Raw genomic sequence first — 20321 nt, forward strand, 5'->3', positions numbered from 1 at the left:
CGACCGCCCTTTGGAATCCCACGGCGCACCCGAGGATCACACAGTGTCTTCAACTTACGTTAATGATGTGAACGTAATCAGCGTAGATAGGCCATCCATGGCCTAGATACGCTTTGTACAGCATCCATGCTGTAAATTACTCATCATTAACTCTGTTTCAGGTGTGATCACGGGGGATTGGAGTGTGTTGGTAGATTGGTGTTTATAAATATAGGGCGAGTTTTATTTCATGTAATGGCGTTGTATGCAAAGAAGGTAAGTTTTGGTAGTAGAGTTATTTTACTCTTTTTAGAATTAAATATGTTTTAGTCGGCAAAGTGAGAAGCAGACAGTTGATTGGTTAACCGGCGTTGTTTGCTCATATTTCAATGAAGAAGGGCTACGCGCGGATATTGGTCTATTTAGGTTTATTGAAAAGTTTTAGAAAATTTGCTGATAGTAATACATTGGGTTATTTGTTAAAACTATACAATGAAGAAATATGCGCGATGAGCGCACTATTAAATTATTATGTGAGTATGAAATGTCTAGTTCGGCACAATTATTTAAAGATCTGAAAGATTTATATAAAGTAGATATCGACTTTATTGTTAGTCACTTAGATGATGATAAAAATGGGTACTGGGCAAGATCTTTAATTAAAACAGTTGTGTCATTTTATGAAGCTCAGGTGTTTACTCTAAAAAATGAATTAATTGAATTTTGTGGTGAAAATGACATTACCATTCCACCATATATTTTAATGTTTTTAAAAAACCTAAAATACGAAATTAAAGATAATGGAAATATAAAGGAGAAATATTTTCAAACGACTTTAAAAGCTGAAATAAAATTTATTTTTAACCAAATATGTACTCTTCAAAACTTTGAACTTGAATGTGGCTACGACGACGTCCGTTGGCCTCAATTGCTAAAGACCATTGAGGTGCGAAATAGATTAACTCATCCAAAATCATTAAATGAACAAGTAGTTACTAAAGATGAAGTAAATGATTGTGTTTTTTCAATTATTTGGTTTTATGAAAATACAACTTCTTTTATTAATCAGCATTCTAAGAATTTAAAAAATCAAATTGAAAAGTATAAAATAGCACTTGGTAAAGATATAGAATAATTCACCACAGAAGGGCATTTAGATGGGGTTTAGGGCTGTAAAATTATTCTTTTTTAATTGAATTTGGCTGTGGCGTTATTCAACCGTCTCGTTAGAACTGGTATGGAGCAAGGATGAACATTGCAATTATTTTAAACTCTATCGTATTTGTCGCTTCTTTACTTTGGCTTAGTTTTGAACCTGGATTTGAACCATTTATTGTATCGATTACTGCAGTTCTGACACTTATCGGGCTTTCTATCAAGCCATTAAAAGTTAATAAAAGAGAAACAGCAGTTACAAGTCAGTCTCAAGTATCAGCTAAGGATGCAGTTGAGGCTCATGCACCTACTGAAGTTGATAAAGTTGCTTCTAGATTTAGAGAATCCCTTGAATTAATGAATGTAGGGAATTCTTACTCTCCGTATACTGTTGCAAAGCTTGCCCAACTAATGAAGTTACATAAAATCGGAGAGCTTGAGAGAGTGTTCAACGCGCAAGAGGAACCTTCATTTGAGTTTATTGATCATTTTTGTAGTACTTTTGGAATAAATAAAGATTGGTTAATACACGGACAAAGAGCCCCTTTCGCTAATCCTGAGCAAACAAACTTCGATCCTCTCGAATATTATTCACAAATAGATAAAGAAAATCCAAATAGGATCTACTTCATCATGAATGATTCAGAAGTTGGTGAGGTCTTCATCCTTTTAGAGCTATCAGATTTTAAATACAAAATTTTCCAAAGAACTTGGCATGTTAGTAGCCATGTTGGCAGCGGTGGCCGGAGCCAAATATATGGACTTTACAAATTAATTTGCAAGCTCAAGAAAAATGATTTTGGTTTAAAGTGTGGTGGGCGTATATTGGAGTCGGATGCATTCGAAAAACTGCGTTCTGGTAAAGTATTTCCTGATTCCGCACTGACTAGACCGACACATGAAAACCCTTGGTGGGATGACTTTACAGATATTTATGGAAAATACCCTATCTCAACGAACTACGAGGAATGGTATGGAAAAGGATTCATATATGCCCAGTCGGTGGTTCGTGGAAAACTGAAGGAAGAAAGCTCTAACAAGTCAATGCTTCAAGCCGCTGACTAGAAACCTGATTGATGCGTACCAACATCCGCTCATGGCAAAATTGTCGGCAAATAATCAGAAGAATCACACAGTTTTTCATCACCCAACCGCTAATTTCCCTGCCTCATGCCACATTTCACTTGGCATGGGGTTTGTTATCTCCCACGTTATATTCATTGGCTGACTGCCGTTGTGGCTTTGGTATTTAACCTCGCCGTAGTTTACAAACCCCATGGTTCGGCCATTTTCGTCTTTACTTTGTTCGCGCACAAATAACAGGATGGTTTTGCCTGTTTGCTGGTGCTGAATATAACTAAGGCCGCGGCCGTGTTCTGGGCGGGCGCTGTTTTGCGTTTGCCAATGAAACAAAGTAGGGCTGATTGCGTAGTCGTGATACAGCGTGGTTGGTGAATATGTTTTTTCGCATTTATTCAGCGTTACAAATAACAGCTCTAGGTTTTGGTTTTTAAATTCTAAAACGCCTTCGCGAGCAGTCGATTTTTTATCAAACGAGTGCGCCCCAAATGCTGCGAGTATTTGTTGGCGTGTGTAGCGACTGTGTAATTTTATGGCGTGATTAGGTAAACATACCAAATCACTTTCTTGCTGGTGAATACGGTTTATTAACAGCGTAATCACTTGTGCAAGTTCGTGCTGTAGCTCTTTGTGTTTAAGTGCTTGTAAGCTTTGTTCAAGGGTTTTAAACCCTAAACCTGTGCAAGCGCTATCCCAAAAGTTGTAATGCGCCATAAGCGCGTACTGTTGGTTTTGTGGTGTTGGCATAAAGCTAAAGTTGTTATTACATAAATCACGTAAAAAGCATAAGTAACTGAGTGAGTCGCAGCTGAGTAATTGGGTGTTGATAGCGCGATAATACGCGGCGTAAATATCGGCTTGTTCTGCTGGTATTTCATCGCCTTTAAGCCAGTGCCAACCGCCGAGCTTTTTATCTTTTGGTTTGTATATATCTTCAAGCGTGACTTGTGGGTTTATGCGCAAAAAGTTACTTAGCGTAAGCGCGTCGTTAGTGTGTTGCGAATAGCTATTTATAAGTTGCTGTAAACGGCGTTTAGAGTTTATAGCTTGCTGAATATTTTTTAATATTGTTTGTTGTGTGCGCTTTTGTAGCTCTATGCGGCAACCCAGCGGTAAATGCGGGAAGTTGTTTTCAATCTCGGTTTTTATTGGCTGATTACTTTTACCAATAAGCGCGCGGAACTTGCTAGCAAAGTCATATTCAGGGCGAGCGTTGCCTACAAAGTCGAGTACGGTACAGCATTGCTTTTGGCTGTTATCGGGTAAACGCAAACCACGGCCTAGTTGCTGCAAAAACAGCGTTAGGCTTTCAGTTGGGCGTAAAAACAGTAAAGTATCGACTTCTGGAATATCGACACCTTCGTTGAAAATATCAACCACGCAAAGTATTTGTATTTCGCCTTGGCGCAGTGCTTGTTGTTTGGCTGCACGCTCATTGGTGTTTTTGCTGGTGAGTACATCGGCGTTTATGCCTGCTAAGTTAAACTTTTTAGCCATAAATTCAGCGTGTTTTTGGCTTACGCAAAACGCGAGTGCTTTAATGGTTTGAACATTGGTCACTATATCAGCAAGGCTCGATATAATTTTGTTAGCGCGGCTGTTCTCCCCTGTATAAAGGTTACTTAGTTCGCTTATATCGTAACGGCCGCCTCGCCATGTTATTTGACTTAGGTCGGTGTCGTCATCCAATCCAAAGTATTGAAATGGGCATAAATGGCGTTGGTTTATTGCCTCTGGCAAGCGAATTTCAGCGGCTATTACGCCACAAAAATCATCGAGTATATTTGCGCCATCTTGTCGCTCTGGCGTGGCGGTTAAGCCAAGTAATATTGTGGGCGTAAAGTAACTTAAAATAGCGCGATAACTGGCCGCGCTTACGTGATGTACTTCGTCTATCACTATGTAGTCGTAGTAATCGTGAGTTAAATTGAGCGATTCTATTTGGCTGTTCAGCGTTTGGATTGATGCAAATAATTGGTTGTAGCGTTGTGGTTTGTAGTTACCTACCCACAGCTCACCAAAGTCGTTATTTTTAAGCACACCACGGTAAGCACTTTGCGCTTGTTTTAGTATTTCTTCGCGGTGGGCTACAAACAAAAAGTGTGCGTTTGGGTTTTTATCGTAAACAGTTTTAAAGTCAAACGCCGATATTATGGTTTTACCTGTGCCGGTTGCAGCAACTACTAAGTTTTTAAAGCGTTTATGTACGCTGCGCTCAGCACTTAGTTTTTCTAAGATAGCGAGCTGATGCGTTTTTGGTGTTATATCAAAATAAAACTGTCTGCTTGATTGCCCAACACCGCGTTGCTCGTTAAGTGAATTAATGAGCTTTTCTTTACACTCAACAGCGCCTGTAAATAGCTCGAAGTCTTTTGATTCCCAGTAGGTTTCAAACGTACTTTTGGTTTTAGCTATGATGTGCGGGATTTCTTGTGCGGTAATTTTTAAGTTCCATTCAAGGCCGCTGGTAAGCGCCGAATGCGATAAGTTAGACGAGCCAATATAGCCTGTGTGAAAACCCGTATTGCGCATAAATAAGTAGGATTTAGCGTGTAGGCGTTCTTGCTGATTATTATAACTTAGCTTTACTTCGGTATTTGGTAGGTTTGCTAAAAACTCAACGGCTTTAGCATCCGTTGCGCCCATGTACGAAGTAGTAATAACTTTGAGCTTATTGCCGCTTTTAGTAAACGCTTCAAGCTCATTTTTAAAAATGCGCAGCCCCGTCCATTTTATAAATGAGACAAGCCAGTAAATAGTGTCGGACGATTTAATCTCGCGCTTTAGCTCGGTTTCGAGCGATATACCTGCATTAGCACCGCTAAATAACTCGCTTTGCGTAAGGCCTGTGAGTGGAAATATATCGCTTGAGTAATCTTTAAGGTTTGCTGCAATCGGATTTTGAGTATTAAACAGTGCGGTAAGAATTCGGCCTTGGCTGTCGATAAGATTTTCGTTAATTAGCTCGTCATCGCGAATATGATCTTTAAGCCAAAGCACAAGGCTGTTAGCTAGGCTAATTTGTTCTTGTAGGCGCTCGTTCGAGTTGGGAATGGCATCGATTGCATGTGTTACAAGTTTACTTAAAAAGCGTGAAAGCCATGTTGCGGCTTCGGCCGTTTCAAGCTGGCGCTCGCCAACATAAAATTGATCACGATTTAAGTTTTGCTCAATTACTTGCGTAATTAACTGCTCGTAAATACCAATTTGCTGCATAAAAACCACTCCCTGTTTGCGAGTGGTTAGTTTACTTAAATGCGGTACAGCTACAAGTATTAATCGACTAAGTTACTAGTAATTAAGTACAAACGTGTGAGTTAAGTATTAGCCGAGAGAGTAATCAAATGATGATGCTAAGAAATTATCCCCTTCAACTTCACCTGCAAACACATAATTAATGAGTAATTACCTCGCATGGATTCGAGGAAAGCGATGCTTGCACATGGATGTGCTTTCATCGCGTTTACGTTCATATTAATTTAGTGTTTAAAGATAAGTGAAATTGAGGGGCGCCGAGAGATTCCAAAGAGAAGTCGGCGGTTACTTCTCTTTGGTTGCCATCGCCAATGCGATATTTGTAAATTACTTTAAAAGCTACGCTTTTCGCGCGAGCAAGCTGAGCGCCTACAGGTGTTTAGGTGAGCTTTGCTTGTTGATTGGGGTAATGAGCTAGTTACTAAAGAGAAAGCGCGATGTAAAATCCTACCTACGGTTTTGTTGAGTGTGGTGGTTTAATTACTGTAGGTGAGGTTTTATACTTCGTGGCACTTTGTTAACACCAAGGCACAAGGTGAACTCCCACCCATAGCTTTAATTATTGCCTTGGATTAGTAATGTTGATGTGTTTTTTCACATTTATAGGTACACTATTTTAAAGTTTTAATTCAGGGAATGAATAATGATTAAATGGATTTTACTGGTATTTATTAGCGTATTTACAACTTTTCCTCAAGCTGGTGAGGCTTACACACAAGCCCAATGCGATAGCATTAAAAAGCAGCGCGAAGCTATTCGCTCTCAATTTAGAAGTGGCTACAGTAATAAAGAAGGTGAGCGTTTAACTGCACGCGATAAAGCGCTATTTACCTTACTTGCTAATCACTGCAGTAAGCCTAAAAAGAGTGGTAGCGCTTATCAGGCTACTTCTTCTACCCCAACTCGTACGCCTAATAGAAATTGGTTACTCAATCAAAAAGTATCAAACATGTCTTTGCACAGCGATAGCTATAAAGATGCCGCTAAGCTTGATGCTTGGTCAAAATTTTATAAATTGCCCAAACGTTGCCGTAAGAAAGGGATGAAGTCGGTCGATTTTGTATGGTGTAGCGAGTATCGGGGTAAGCAAAAAGAGTTGTTTGAAGCACAGTGGCAAGGGCGCCCATAAAGATGTTTAAAACAAAATTGCGCGTGGTGTTTGTATTTTTTGTGCTGCTAATTGCATCGGCGCTCATTGCTAATCATTTTACTGGGCGGGTATTTAATTATCATGATCCTATAGGCGAGGTTAAACGAATTTATAATAGTTTATCGTCGCAGGTAGCTACTGAACCGTTAGCAACTAAACAACTCAAAAATGTATAGATTTAATATACCTAACTCTAAGTATATCGACAAATTTAGCTTAAACGCGACAGCTAAGGCATCCCCCCGTGATCACACCCGAAATTAAATTAATGATGAGTAATTAACAGCATGGATGCTGTTAAAAGCGTAGCTTGGCCATGGATGGCCTATCTACGCTGGTTACGTTCATATCATTAATTTAAATTTGAGGAGATAGTGTGATCCTCGAGGCGCCGTGCGGTTCCAAGGGGCGGTCGGCGGTATACGCCCTTTGGTTGCCATCGCCAACGCGATATTTGTATATTAAATTACAAACTAAAAGCGCGAGGTAAACTCCCGCCTACGACTTTTCGCGCGAGCAAGCTGGGCGCCTACAGGTGTTTGGGTGAGCTTTGTAGCGTGAGTTTGAATAATGCGACATGTACCTTTTTTTAAGGTATAAAGTAAACATTGTGATTATAGGAATTCATCATGGATGATTTATTAAACCAAGGTTTAAGCCTTTTATTTGTTATTGGTAGTGTTTATTCACTATTAGGTGTTTTGTTTATCAAAATATGGCTTCATCAGAAGAATGCAAAACTACCTGTAGATCGTAAAAAGCTTAAACGTGTTGCAGCGCAAACACTCAATGAACAAGTTAATGATAAAGTTTTAGATGTAATAGGCTTAGTCTTTTTGTCTGCTTTGATAGTCACCATGCCTTTTGCTTTGAAAGGAATTGCTGAAATGTTTGCCAGCGGCAAGCTCAATTACTTTTTAATTATCGTGATTGCATTGGGACTAACGTATGTGGCACGAAAGCTTTGGGTTAAATCTAACGACTTAATAAAGCTAAAACTAGGACGTGATGCAGAATTAGCAGTTGCTTCAGAGCTTATAGAATTACAGTCACACGGTTATCAGGTATTTCATGATATACAAGCAGATGGTTTTAATATTGACCATTTAGTTGTTGGGCCAAATGGGATATTTGCTATTGAAACCAAAGGCAGACATAAACGAATAAAAGACGATACAAATTACAAAGTTAAATTTGAGAATAATCATTTAGCATTTCCTTCTTGGTTTGAAAGCAAGCCATTAGAGCAAGCTCAAAATCAAGCTAATTGGGTGAATAAATGGCTTTATGAATCAACCGGTTTTAATACTCCGGTTTTACCTGTTTTATGCTTTCCTGGTTGGTTTGTGGAACTAAAGCAGAGACCAATCTTTCCAATCGTTTCTCATAAACAAATAGTTAAAACTATCCTTTCAATGCGACAAGTTAGCTTAAATCAAGAGCAGCAGCGTGCTATTTGCTATCAAGTGGTGCAGCGAGCCTTAAACGATAGTAAAGCAATTTAAAAGCTGCGCTTTTCGCGCGAGCAAGCTGGGCGCCTACAGGTGTTTAGCTTGGCTATTAAGCTCAAAATGTCATTAACTTTCCATAAGTAATTTATGTTTTACTTATGGGGTTGTGTTTTTATTTTACTTTCTATAAGTAAAGTAAAGTTTACTTATAGAAAGTAAATATACGTTCAAACTTAAAAGTAAGTTATATTTGACTTTTGGGTGGGCTACCCTAAAATAAATTGTATAAGTAAACTATAGTTGACCTTTAATGAGTGAATTACCAGCAAAAAAAACACTTGGAAGAGTTGTTAAACGCACTGAAATGCCTGATCTATCAAAGCCGTTTTCGTCGGTGCGGCTCGCTAAAGCGATTACTTCAAAGCGAACTGGCATGAAGCTTACGCTGGTTGATGTATCGCAAGCACTTAATATTTCAAAGCCTACGCTGATAAAAATAGAAAAAGGTGATGTGAATGTGCAGTTTTTTAATGTACTCAAAGTGATGGAATACTTGGGGTTGTCGTTTAGCCTTGTCAGTGATGACGAGTCGCACCACAACAACAAGGATGAGGTGAGCGATGAGCAATGGTATTAAAAAAAATAGCTTAGATGTATTTATTGGGCATACGCAGAAGATAGGTGCGATAGCCCTTGATATAGGCTCTGAAAATGAAATTACATTTACCTATGAGCCTGAGTGGATTAATAAGGGTTTTGCTATTTCACCACACTTACCGCTCGATGGTGATTTTGACTCACGTGATGTGCGTAATTATTTACAAAACTTATTACCCGAGGGCAAAGGTCTTGATGAGATTATAAGTAGTACTACTATCTCTAAAAATAATACGTTTGGTTTGATTAAAGTCATTGGCGAGGAAACGTCAGGCGCTTTGTCGTTTAGAGCAAGTAACAGTACTTTAAAGCAAACATCTTTTCGTGAAGTAACTAATGATGAGCTAAGCCAAAAACTTAAACGCTTTGTACAAGTTGGAGAGCCAATTACTCATTGGGATGGCCGAACTCGGCTCTCTGTTGCTGGCGTTCAAGACAAACTAAACCTACTCGAAATCGATAGTAAATTAGGATTTGGTGAAGGGGAGCTATGTTCTAATAAAATTTTTAAATTTGAAACAGGTACCGCTCCTTTCATTGCAGTAAATGAACTTTTTACCATGCTTTTGGCAAAAGAGTCGGGGCTCAATGTTCCCCATGTTGAGTTGCGCACTTATGCAGATGTAAGAGTATTTGTAATAGATCGCTTTGATAGGCGCGTTACACAAGATCAAAACCGTGTATTACGTCGTCATATTATTGATGGTTGCCAAGCCACTAATTTACCTCCTTCTTATAAATATGAGCGTCAGCATGGTGATGATGGGGATGGTATTTATATTCGAGATGGCGTTTCTTTTGCAAAACTATTTAATGTTAAAACAACGAATGTACAAGCGTATGAGGCTCAGCTTATTCGTTGGATGACATTTAATATTTTAGTACGTAATTACGATGCTCATGGCAAAAACATTAGTTTTTTTGTTGGTAAAAATGGTTTAGAGCTTACGCCGTTTTACGACTTGGTAAATATAGAGGCTATTATTGATCAGGGAAGCATTGACCGTGATATGGGCTATCTACAGCCCAAAATATCAAGGTGTTATGCTATGTCAGTGGGTGAGCATAATTCGCAAAGTGCAGGCAATTTTACTAATGAGATTACAGCTTACATGTTAGCTGATTTTGCTGATGAATTTGCTATTTCACTACCACGGATGCAACTACTTATGAGTCAAACTGTTGACTCTGTATTAGCTGCAATTGATACGGCTAAAGTTTCTGCTGTTAAAAATAACTTGTCTACTGCTGAATTAGCACACATTGATTTGTGCATAAAAATAATTAATAAAGCTGCAAATAAGCTGAGTGAGCAAATAATACAACTACCAAATATGGATGCATTTATTTAAATTTTAGAAAATAAATACACGCATTTTGAGTAAGTAATTCATATTTTGGTTGCCAGCATCAACGCGATATTTACAAATTAAAATTAAAAGCGCGAGATAAATTCCGGCTTACAATTTAAAAGCTACGCTTTTCGCGCGAGCAAGCTGGGCGCCTACAGGTGTTGAGCTTGGCCTTATTTAAAAGCCAAAGCGCGATATAAAATCGCACCTACGCTTTTGTTAAGAGTGGTGTTTACATTAATGTAGGTGAGGTTTTATACCTCGCTTAAAAATGGATTGTTTTTACCATTGAAAAATGAATTATTGTTCTGTTTAACGCTTAAAAGTAATGAGGCAATTAACTCTTCTATTCGCCTCATTGCATGAGGCAAATAAATAGCATAGACTGAAGCTAATTACCTTTAGGACTAAAGACTATGTGGATATGGCAACAGCAAAACTGGCCAAACTTTACGTGGGATGCTGCAGCGCTTGCTCCTTTACTTAGGGATCTTTCATATAATCAAGGTTTATTAGTAGGGCGTATGGGCGTGCAAAGTGCTCAACAAAAGCAGCAGGCCCTTGATACCTTACTTGCAAATATTATTCACTCCAGTGCGATTGAGGGTGAAAAGCTTAATGCATTTTCGGTTCGCTCTTCGCTTGCTAAAAAGCTCAACATTAATGAGCAACCTTACCCAACAACAGTGCAAAGCGATAATCTTGCAGAGATTATGCTTGATGCAATAAATAACACACACTCACCGCTTAATTTAGAGCGAGTGCTTAATTGGCATCGCTTATTGTTTGCAGGTGAGCAAAGCTTATTTACTAAAATTGAGGGCGGGCAATTGCGTGGTGACGAGCCAATGCAAGTGGTGTCGGGGCGCTTAGATAAACCGGTATTACATTTTACGGCGCCTCCTAAAGAGCGAGTAAATAAAGAGCTTTCGCTATTTTTTAACTGGTTTAACAAAACGCAAAACGATCCTCAAATAGACCCTTTTATTCGGGCAGCTATCGCACATTTATGGTTTGTAACAATACACCCACTTGAGGATGGTAATGGGCGTATTACACGGCTTATAACCGACCTGGCATTAGCGCAAGAACATGCTGAGTCAATTCGGTTTTACGCTATGTCGGTGGCTATTTTAGAAGACAGAAAAAACTACTATGAGGTGCTTGAAGCGACTCAACGTGGAGATCTTTGTATTACCCAATGGATTAATTGGTTTTTACGTACGCTTAATAATGCGATACACCATACGCTTAATAATATTGAGCAAACAATTTTTAAAACCAATTACTGGGCAAGTAAAGATCAAACAAAGTTAGGTGAGCAGCAAGTAAAAGTGCTTAATAAGTTACTTGATGGCCAATTTGAACAGGGTATTAGTGCGAGTCAGTATCAAAAGGTGGCTAAGGTTAGCCGTGCAACCGCAACACGCCATTTATCGGACTTGCAAACGCTTGGGTTTTTAACAAAAACCGCCGCAGGTGGGCGTAGTACACGTTACAAAATTGCCTAATGAGGCAAATACTTTCATTATTTGCCTCATTGTGTGAGGTGAATAGGTGTTTGAATTGTTGTAGGTGAGGTTTTATACCTCGCTTAATGTTTTTATAAAGCCAAAGCGCGATGTAAAATCGCACCTACAATTTAAAAGCTTCGCTTTTCGCGCGAGCAAGCTTTGCGCCTACATGTGTTTAGGCGGGCTTTGCAGTGTTGATTGTGGTGTTTGAATTATTGTAGGTGAGGTTTTATACCTCGCGGGTGTTTTTATAAGAGCAAAGCGCGATGTAAAATCGCACCTACGGGTTTGTTCAGTGCAGTGCAGTGGTTTAATTGTTGTAGGTGAGGTTTTATGTTTTTATAAAGCCAAAGCGCGAGATAAACTCACGCCTACAATTTAAACGCTCCGCTTTTGCGCGAGGTAAAATCGCACCTACGGTTTAAAAGACTATCCCAACCGCGTTACTTTCACTTTTATTTTACCTGCATTAGCGCCGTAAAAGCGGCTTAGGTCGTTTGCGAATGGGCAAAACTCGCCAGATTTATCTATTTTAATATCGGCGCCATTGGCTATTTCAAAAAGGTGATCGTCGTTTTTATTAATAGCACCTATGAGTGAAAACCATTGTGCACGAGGAAATCGTCTAAATGGTTCAAGCACGGCCATTGGGATTTCTTTTACGCCAAGTTGGACGTTATCGCGGTTCCAGCCTAATGGCGTGCACTTTATGCCATCGTCAAACCAGTATTGATTTGGGTATGGGGTAAAGCGGTACGTAGCGCCTTGCTCTAGCATGAGGCCTGTTGCGTTGTATTGCTCAGAGGCAAATACCATTACATCTTGGCTTTGGTTAATGCTCAGCACACTCATGTTTTGATTAGCCAGTTCTATGTGTTGGCTTAAACCAATAAAACTGAGCGTGGTGTTGTCGTTGTAGCTAATTTTGTAATGCAATTTTTTAAGCGATTCTGGGCGGTAACTGGTTAGCTTATTAATGCGTTCGGCTACGCTGAAGTGCACTAAAGGCTTAAGGTTGCTGGCTTCATCATCAATTAATACATAGCACTGCCTATCTACTAGTTTAAAAAATGGGTTAAACCAAAAGTAATTTTGTTGATGACTTAATGCGAGCGGATCGGGCGTTACGGTTACGTCATCTTGTGCTACTAAGTTGCTATCGGGGAGCAGGGTTTCGTAATCTATATCGTGGCTAGTGAGTAACGATATATTAAGTGGTTGCTCTATTAACCACTCAAGTGCGTAGCGCAAGCTAATATCGGCTAGGCCATCGCGGTAGTAACCGCCGCCAATGTCTGAATGCGCACCTGCAAACCATAGTTCGGTAATATTGTTTTGATGGTTCATGAGTGTGGGTTCAAAGGCGCGGCGTTTTTCGTCAAGGGCTACGCAGTGCAGCGCGTGAGTAATGTTGTTGGCAATGGTGTGGTTTTCAAAAATAACGTGCTCTGCGCCACGTGTGGCTTTACTTACTTTTGACAAGCCAATAGAGGCGACGGTATCAAACACACATACATACACGTTGTTGCTTATTAAAGGTTCTAAACATTTAGCAAAACGTCTGGCAAGCGCAGCGCCTCGGCTAAAGCCTGTTAGCAGTATGGTATCGCCTAGTTGATAGTGAGCTTTAAAGTCGCTTAATGCTTGATTTAAAATACTGGCTACGTCGTCGCCACGAGGTGCAAGGGCTTGGTTTAAAATACGTTTAAGGCGGCTGCCTTTAGTGCCAATACCTTGATAATAAAAACTGAGTTGGTTTGAAAATGGAGTAACGGGGGAGTCTTCTAATTTACCGCCAAGTAGTAAATGCAGTTTTAGAATATTTGTAATATTAGAGTCTTCTTTAAAATGATCTGAGCTAAATTGTTCTGCGTCACGGGGCTCGTTTCCTGTGCCGTCAAAGTTAAAAATTAGCGTTTTACCCGTCATAACCCAATTCCCTTAGTTGTTTTAAATACTCTACACAGACAATGTTAAAAATTAAAGACAGTGATAACGCTCACTGTCTTTAATTTAGTATATATAGATTAGTGCAATTTCATTTTAGGGCGCACTACACGCAGTACTTTTTCGCTTATCCATAATGCAAAGGTTTTTGCGCTGCCATGTATGGCGCGTTGGTGCATACGGTATAAAGATATATACATAAAGCGGGCAATTTTACCTTCAATAAAAAAGGTATTGCTGGTTAGGTTACCCATTAAGTTACCCACGGTGCTGTAGCTCGATAAGTTAACCAACGAGCCATGGTCGCTGTATTTAAAGCCGCGTAATGGTTGCTGCTTTAATGTTGCTATGAGATTTTTTTCGACGCACAACGCCATTTGGTGCGCCGATTGTGCGCGAGGTGGTACTTGCTTGCCGTCGGCTTGGGTAAATGCGCAGCAATCGCCTAATACAAAAATGCTTTCGTCTACGGTGCTTTGTAAAAACTCATTTACTTGAATTTGATTGCTACGAGTAAGCTCAAAAACACCTAAGTCTTTAATAAAATCAGGTGCTTTTACGCCTGCTGCCCACACCATAATGTCAGCATCAATGTGTTCTTCATCTTTGGTGATAAAGCCTTGTGCGGTGCCTTCTTTTACCTGAGTTTGCTCACGCACGTTTACGCCAAGCTTTAATAGCTCGCGTTTGGCGCTAACAGCAATACGCTCTGGTAATGCAGGTAAAATACGCGGGCCGGCTTCAATTAAATGAATGTGTAAACGCTTAGACGACATATTTGTTAAGCCATAAAGCTTTAATAGCTCAGACACATGGTAAAGCTCAGCTGAGAGCTCAACACCTGTAGCACCGCCGCCAACAATGGCAATATTAAGTGATTGTTGTTGGTTGTCGTCTTGGTGAAGGCGCGTAAAGCTATCTAGTAATGAATGCTGAAAGCGCTCTGCTTGTTGGCTTGAATCTAAAAAGTAGCAATGCTCTTTTATACCTGGGGTATTAAAGTCGTTACTTACGCTGCCAATGGCAATAACAAGGTGATCGTAACGAACTGTACGGCCAGGTAAAATAGTGTGGCCTAACTCGTCGTTTAATGGGGAGAGGGTAATTGTTTTATTGCTTTGATCTATATTGCAAAAAGTACCAAGTTGAAAACGATAATGATGTTTTGCGGCATGGGCTGAATACACAACGCCATCTAAATCAGGGTCAATAGAGCCTGTCGCTACTTCGTGCAGTAACGGCTTCCATATGTGGGTACGGTTTTTGTCTATTAACAGTATATCTGCTTGTTTTTTTTTCCCTAGCTTATGCCCCAGTTGGGTTGCAAGTTCTAATCCGCCAGCACCACCGCCAATAACGACGATTTTAGGTATTGTAATACTCATAACGTTGCCCTTAAAAATAATATACCCAAGTGATCTGTATTTTTTATTAGTTTTTTAAGGTGACTTGGGTATCAATAAATTATTTTGGCAACAAGTAGTTACTACTCATTTTATGGGTGCCTAGTTTGCGCCTAAATAAAACCGATGTCAGCAATAAATAATGTTATTTGTTGTATACTTATACCCAAACCGTCTCAATATGCAGAATTCAGCGTTTCACAGGGGCTTAATATCAAGGCGTTACTTTGCAAGAATGGCAGCCCCCTTTTAAGAAGTAACAACGATGAGAGTAAGTGCCTGTGAAACGCCCAATGGGTTGGTTTAAAAGCGATTTATACTGCGTTATTGATTTTAACAATAGAACCACTATTATTTGCAATCAATGCCTTGCCTAAATCGCTTTTAACTCCAACTGAAACTCTCATCTTGAGATGGTTTGGGTATACATGCAAATATTTCATACACACCGAGTTGCAAATATTTTATCTACACCGCATTTTTATAAGCATGACTATTGTTTAGCCATCAAAAGGACATTTATGACCACGCCACTAATTCAATCACTTGAGCAGCACTTTGGTTTTAGCCAGTTTAGAACAGGGCAACAACAAACTATAGAGCAGCTTTTAAATGGTCAGTCGTCGTTGGCTATATTTCCGACCGGCTCGGGTAAATCGTTGTGCTACCAATTAACTGCGTTGCATTTACCAAACTTAACGTTAGTGGTTTCGCCTTTACTTGCATTGATGAAAGATCAAATTAGCTTTTTAAATAGCAAAGGTATTTACGCGGCCAGCCTTGATTCGAGCCAAGATCAAATGCAAAGCAGCACCGTAATGAACGATGTGCGAAATGGTAAAATTAAAGTACTAATGGTGTCGGTTGAGCGCTTTAAAAACGAGCGTTTTAGAGAGTTTATAAGCCAAGTTAAGCTTTCGATGTTAGTGGTAGACGAAGCGCACTGTATATCTGAGTGGGGCCATAACTTTAGACCCGACTACCTTAAACTACCGCGTTACCGCGAAGAACTTAATATTCCTTTAGTGTTGTTACTTACGGCAACGGCCACTAAAAAAGTAAAACGCGATATGGCAGAGCGCTTTGCTATTGCGCCTGAGTGCATTGTGCAAACGGGCTTTTACCGCGCTAATTTAGATTTAAGTGTGTTGAGCGTTAAAACCGCCGATAAAAACACCGAGCTTGCTAACATTGTGCGTGCGCAAAATGGCCCTGGTATTGTGTATGTAACGCTACAGCAAAGCGCTGAGCAAGTTGCTAATGTGCTAAGTGCGCAAGGTGTGCATGCCGTTGCTTACCATGCTGGGCTTGAAGATACGCTACGCTGGCAAATTCAAGATGACTTTATGGGCGGTAAAATTAACGTTGTAGTGGCAACCATAGCCTTTGGTATGGGCGTTGATAAATCGGACATTCGCTTTGTTATACATTACGACTTACCAAAATCGATAGAAAACTACAGCCAAGAAATTGGCCGAGCAGGGCGCGATGGCAATCCATCAAACTGCTACACGCTTGCTAACCTAGACGGCCTAAATACGGTAGAAAACTTTGTATATGGCGACACCCCTGAGCTTAGCGGTATTGAATACGTAATTAACGATATTCGTCAAAGCCACCAGCAATGGGAAATGCAAGAATACAGCTTATCGAGCGAAAGTAATATTAGGCAACTGGCACTTAAAACCTTGTTAGTACAGCTTGAAATGCAAGGCGCAATAACGCCGCAATATGCTTACTACGCCGATTTTAAATACAAATTTTTGGTTGATAAAAACGAGCTACTTGGTCATTTTGATGAGCAACGCCAAGCATTTTTAACACAAATATTTAGCCATACCGATTTTAAAAAAATATGGGGCACGCTAAATTTTGACTCCCTTACACAAGCTGCGCAGGTTGATCGAAAACGCGTAGTGGCTGCTCTTGATTACCTAGCCGAAAAAAACCTAATAACGCTCGAAACCAAACGTATTACTCAAGTATACAAAGTGCATGCAGAGGTTATAAATAACCCAGAACTTGCCCAGCAACTTCACGACTACTTTACCGATAAAGAACAGGCCGAAATTAAACGTATTGCTGCACTGGTACGCTTTTTTGAGCTACAAAGTTGCTTAAGCTATAACTTAGCGCGCTATTTTGACGATCAAAATGCACCTGAGCAATGTGGGCATTGTAGTGTGTGTAGAGGTCATGCGGTTAAGCTTGAATACTCTATAGAGCCTGCATATATTGACGAGCAACTTATTTATCAAAAGGTAGATGAATTTTTAGCGCATATGGCAGGCAAAGGTAATCATAATGTGGGTATTGAAACCCAATGCCGCTTTTTAGCGGGGATGAGTGTGCCGTTATTTGCGCGTAATAAAGTGCGCCAGCTGAGTGGTTTTGCACTGTGTGAGCAAATGCGTTACAGCGATATTAAAGCAAAACTACTAGCGCGTTAAATTAGTTACTGTATCCTAGTGGCTTATTCAAAAAAGTAAGCCACTATGCCTCATATTGTTATCCCCGTTGAAAATATTTCTACTACCGCAGAGCCCGTTACGTGTGCTAACTGCCAAGCCTGTTGTTGCCAATTAGAAGTGCGCATAGTAACCGACACCGGCGTGCCTTTTAACTATATAGAGTACGATAAATGGGGCAGCGAAGTAATGAAACGCGCTGACGACGGCTGGTGCCAAGCACTCGACCGTAATACGCTTATGTGCTCTATTTACGAAAACCGCCCATTAGTATGTCGCGAGTTTGAAATGGCGTCGGGTGAGTGTATTACCGAGCGCGATTTAGCGGGTATATAGTCCGCTATTATTAATGTACATAAACAACAAAGGGGCTTAAAAGCCCCTTTGTTTATTGCTTACTATAAAAATTAAACTTTAAAGTAGCTAATATACTTTTTAAGTGTGTTTGAGAGGTCAGCTAATGCAACAGCTTCTTGTGCGTTACTGTTAAGCGACATGCTGGTTTCTTTGGACATACTGGCAATTTCTTCAACGCCGGTACTAATTTGCGCCACGGTGGCTACTTGGTTTGATGTTGATTCAACAATTTCAAGCACGTTACTTAATGAATCGTTAGCTTGTTGCTGTATTTGATGCAGTAACTCGTTTGCTTCGTGAGTAAGCGTTAGGCCATTTTCTACTTGTGGTACTGTGGTTTCCATAGCTGTTACCGACGCTTGCGTGTTTTCTTGTACTTGCAAAATCATCTTTTCGATATCGCCAGTTGCATCACCAGTACGCTGGGCAAGTTGTCTTACCTCGTCAGCAACAACAGCAAACCCTCGGCCTGTTTCGCCTGCTCTTGCAGCTTCTATTGCTGCATTTAGTGCAAGCAAGTTTGTTTGATCAGAAATACTGCGGATCACACTTAAAATATCGCCAATGTGTTTTACATGTTCTTGCAGCACGTTTACTTGGGTAACTGTGGCTTTTACGGTTACTGAAATTTGCTCAATTTCGGCCGCTACTTTTTGCACTGCAATACTACCTTGCTGCGATAATTGCGCGGTTATTTTTGAGTTATCTTCTGTTTGCCTAACTGAGTCGGCTACAGCATGAATACTGCGGCTCATTTCTTCTAGGCTACTTACTGCGGAGTTTGTATAAGTTACTTGTGCGTCAGCGGCACTAAGTGCTTGCTGCGAGCCAGATGCTACGCTTGCAGAGTGCGTAGAAAGCTCTTCAGATGAGTTAATAATGCTATCTACAATGGTTTTTAATTTAGATTGCATAACCCCTACAGAAGCCATCATGCTATTTGGGCAACACGACTGTACATCGCCTCTTAAATCGCCTTGCGCAATAAGGGCAATTACTTCAGCGGCTTCTTGTGGTTCGCCACCTACTGAATTTCTGATCAGTTGGCTAATAACATACGCAACGCTTATGCCTATTAAAAAGGCAAGTGCGGTGAGCGAAATCATCCAAATTTTAAACGAGCTGGCAATATCGAGAGTATCAATAGTGGTGGTTTGATTTGCTTGCTCTTGCAGGTTTATAAATTGGTTTATAACATTTAGCCACTGGGTAAACGCAGGGCGCGCATCGGTTAATAAAATGCGCTCAGCTTCGTTTAGGTTTCCTGCATTTTTAGCGTTTATTACACCTTGAATGAAAGGTTGAGTGCGCTGCTCTATTTGATTTATTTTATTAATTAAAGCGCGTTCTTCACTATTCATATCACCCATTAGCTCGGCCATAGACCGGCTTGACGTTTGGTAAAATGCGTTTAGCTCTTTTATGCTCTTTAACACGGTGCTTAAACTGCTTTGATCGGTAATTAGCACTACATCGCGCACGGCTATCGCTCTGTCGTGTACGCTGCCTCTAAAGTTAATTGCGTAACGTTGCTTTACCGAGTTTACGTCGGTCATGTGGGTAATGTTATTATTAATGAGGCTAACGCGCGAAATGCCAATAATGGTTAAAATAAGCATCATTGATAAAATTACGCCAAAGCCGGTCGTTAAACGCATGTTTATGGTCATGGTTGATCCCAAGTGTGAGTCAATACGCGCAAGAGCAGCTTGTATTATTAGTGATTATTCTAAAACAATAGCAGCATTATGCCTTATTAATTAAAGTTTTATTAGCAATAAGGGATTGTTTGTTAATTTAGTTTACAAGCGTAACTTTAATGAGGAGTGTTTTTCAGGCATTAAAAAAGGGGCTAAATACCCCTTAGTGTTATATATATTATAAAAGTAGTTAGTCGTACTTTGCTTCTAGCTCATTAGCTGTATGAAACTTCTCATGGCTTTGTAATTGCTCGTCGTATTTAACGAGGTTTTTAAAGTGCGCTAATTGACCTGAGTTTTTAACTATTTCAACAATAAACGACATCATAAAGTCAGCGCCCGTTAGGGTATCGCCCACTAAATAACGTTTACCTTCAAGGCGGTCGTTAAAGTAGCTAATTACTTTAGCTGTTTCAGCGTCGGCATAGCCTTCTAAAAACTGCGTTTTAGCGCCGTCTTTTAGTACAAACATTTTAAGTAAAAGCGGTAAAATTGCTGAGCTTTCTGCAAAGTGCAGCCATTGCTGATAGTCAACATATTCAGCGGTATCTACTTTTGGAGCAAATTTACCGTTACCGTATTTGGTAATAAGGTAGTCGGTAATAGCGCCTGATTCAGCAATAATTAAACCGCCATCTTCAATTACCGGTGACTTACCAAGTTGATGAATATGCTTTAGTTCGTCAGGAGCTAGGAAGGTGTCTTTATTACGCTGATAAGCCACAATTTCGTAGTCAACATTTAGCTCTTCTAAAAGCCAAATTACGCGTTTAGAACGTGATTTATTTAAATGGTGTAGTTTGATCATGTCAGTCCTTTTGTGGCTTGTAAGGGCTTTGCCTTACAAGCCGTA

15 protein-coding genes are annotated in these 20321 nt (G+C 40.0%); 10 read left to right on the plus strand and 5 right to left on the minus strand.

Features of this window, described 5'->3' with window-relative positions:
* Positions 1 to 481 precede the first annotated feature (481 nt).
* Positions 482 to 1114, plus strand: coding sequence for a hypothetical protein (locus I6E70_RS05800; protein WP_197188270.1), 633 nt, complete (start codon positions 482 to 484; stop codon positions 1112 to 1114).
* 113 nt (positions 1115 to 1227) lie between these two features.
* Complete coding sequence (locus I6E70_RS05805; RefSeq protein WP_197188271.1) at positions 1228 to 2199, plus strand: hypothetical protein; 972 nt, start codon at positions 1228 to 1230, stop codon at positions 2197 to 2199.
* A 78-nt stretch (positions 2200 to 2277) separates the two neighbouring features.
* Here I6E70_RS05805 and I6E70_RS05810 read toward each other — a convergent pair whose 3' ends face one another.
* Positions 2278 to 5430, minus strand: coding sequence for a DUF3427 domain-containing protein (locus tag I6E70_RS05810; protein ID WP_197188272.1), 3153 nt, complete (start codon positions 5428 to 5430; stop codon positions 2278 to 2280).
* A gap of 682 nt (positions 5431 to 6112) precedes the next feature.
* Between I6E70_RS05810 and I6E70_RS05815 the strand changes: the two genes are divergently transcribed.
* The 6 genes from I6E70_RS05815 (at position 6113) to I6E70_RS05840 (ending at position 11590) form a co-directional block, all read left to right on the plus strand.
* Positions 6113 to 6598, plus strand: a complete 486-nt coding sequence (locus I6E70_RS05815; RefSeq protein WP_197188273.1) for a hypothetical protein — start codon at positions 6113 to 6115, stop codon at positions 6596 to 6598.
* 2 nt (positions 6599 to 6600) lie between these two features.
* Positions 6601 to 6795, plus strand: coding sequence for a hypothetical protein (locus I6E70_RS05820; RefSeq protein ID WP_231620061.1), 195 nt, complete (start codon positions 6601 to 6603; stop codon positions 6793 to 6795).
* A 453-nt stretch (positions 6796 to 7248) separates the two neighbouring features.
* Complete coding sequence (locus I6E70_RS05825; RefSeq protein ID WP_182736621.1) at positions 7249 to 8124, plus strand: nuclease-related domain-containing protein; 876 nt, start codon at positions 7249 to 7251, stop codon at positions 8122 to 8124.
* 256 nt (positions 8125 to 8380) lie between these two features.
* On the plus strand, positions 8381 to 8707 hold the full coding sequence (locus I6E70_RS05830; RefSeq protein ID WP_029753647.1) for a helix-turn-helix domain-containing protein: 327 nt from the start codon (positions 8381 to 8383) through the stop codon (positions 8705 to 8707).
* Positions 8691 to 10079 (plus strand): HipA domain-containing protein, encoded by a 1389-nt coding sequence (locus I6E70_RS05835; RefSeq protein ID WP_197188274.1) that lies wholly within the window; start codon positions 8691 to 8693, stop codon positions 10077 to 10079. Before I6E70_RS05830 ends, I6E70_RS05835 begins: the two co-directional genes overlap by 17 nt.
* A 416-nt stretch (positions 10080 to 10495) precedes the next feature.
* A complete protein-coding gene (locus I6E70_RS05840; RefSeq protein ID WP_197188275.1) occupies positions 10496 to 11590 on the plus strand; it encodes a Fic family protein in 1095 nt (364 codons plus the stop codon).
* 432 nt (positions 11591 to 12022) lie between these two features.
* Here the strand turns inward: I6E70_RS05840 and I6E70_RS05845 are convergent, their stop codons facing one another.
* Both I6E70_RS05845 and I6E70_RS05850 read right to left on the minus strand, forming a co-directional pair.
* The gene (locus I6E70_RS05845) at positions 12023 to 13522 is read right to left on the minus strand and encodes a phospholipase effector Tle1 domain-containing protein (protein ID WP_197188276.1); all 1500 of its coding nucleotides are present in this window, start codon (positions 13520 to 13522) and stop codon (positions 12023 to 12025) included.
* 98 nt (positions 13523 to 13620) lie between these two features.
* Complete coding sequence (locus I6E70_RS05850) at positions 13621 to 14925, minus strand: NAD(P)/FAD-dependent oxidoreductase (protein ID WP_007583476.1); 1305 nt, start codon at positions 14923 to 14925, stop codon at positions 13621 to 13623.
* A 539-nt stretch (positions 14926 to 15464) separates the two neighbouring features.
* Here I6E70_RS05850 and I6E70_RS05855 point away from each other — a divergent pair.
* Together I6E70_RS05855 and I6E70_RS05860 are read left to right on the plus strand one after the other, a co-directional pair.
* Complete coding sequence (locus I6E70_RS05855; RefSeq protein ID WP_197188277.1) at positions 15465 to 17393, plus strand: RecQ family ATP-dependent DNA helicase; 1929 nt, start codon at positions 15465 to 15467, stop codon at positions 17391 to 17393.
* Positions 17394 to 17438: 45 nt separating this feature from the next.
* Positions 17439 to 17747 carry a YkgJ family cysteine cluster protein gene (locus tag I6E70_RS05860; protein WP_165726379.1) on the plus strand — a complete coding sequence of 103 codons (309 nt, stop codon included), beginning with the start codon at positions 17439 to 17441 and terminating at the stop codon, positions 17745 to 17747.
* A 71-nt stretch (positions 17748 to 17818) separates the two neighbouring features.
* On the opposite strand, the gene I6E70_RS05865 is transcribed toward I6E70_RS05860, so the two are convergent.
* Positions 17819 to 19438, minus strand: a complete 1620-nt coding sequence (locus tag I6E70_RS05865; RefSeq protein ID WP_165726378.1) for a methyl-accepting chemotaxis protein — start codon at positions 19436 to 19438, stop codon at positions 17819 to 17821.
* A gap of 220 nt (positions 19439 to 19658) precedes the next feature.
* Positions 19659 to 20276 (minus strand): glutathione S-transferase family protein, encoded by a 618-nt coding sequence (locus I6E70_RS05870; protein WP_010554991.1) that lies wholly within the window; start codon positions 20274 to 20276, stop codon positions 19659 to 19661.
* Positions 20277 to 20321 lie beyond the last annotated feature (45 nt).

Origin of the sequence: Pseudoalteromonas sp. NGC95, from assembly GCF_015864705.1 — a bacterium.
Lineage (GTDB): Bacteria > Pseudomonadota > Gammaproteobacteria > Enterobacterales > Alteromonadaceae > Pseudoalteromonas > Pseudoalteromonas arctica.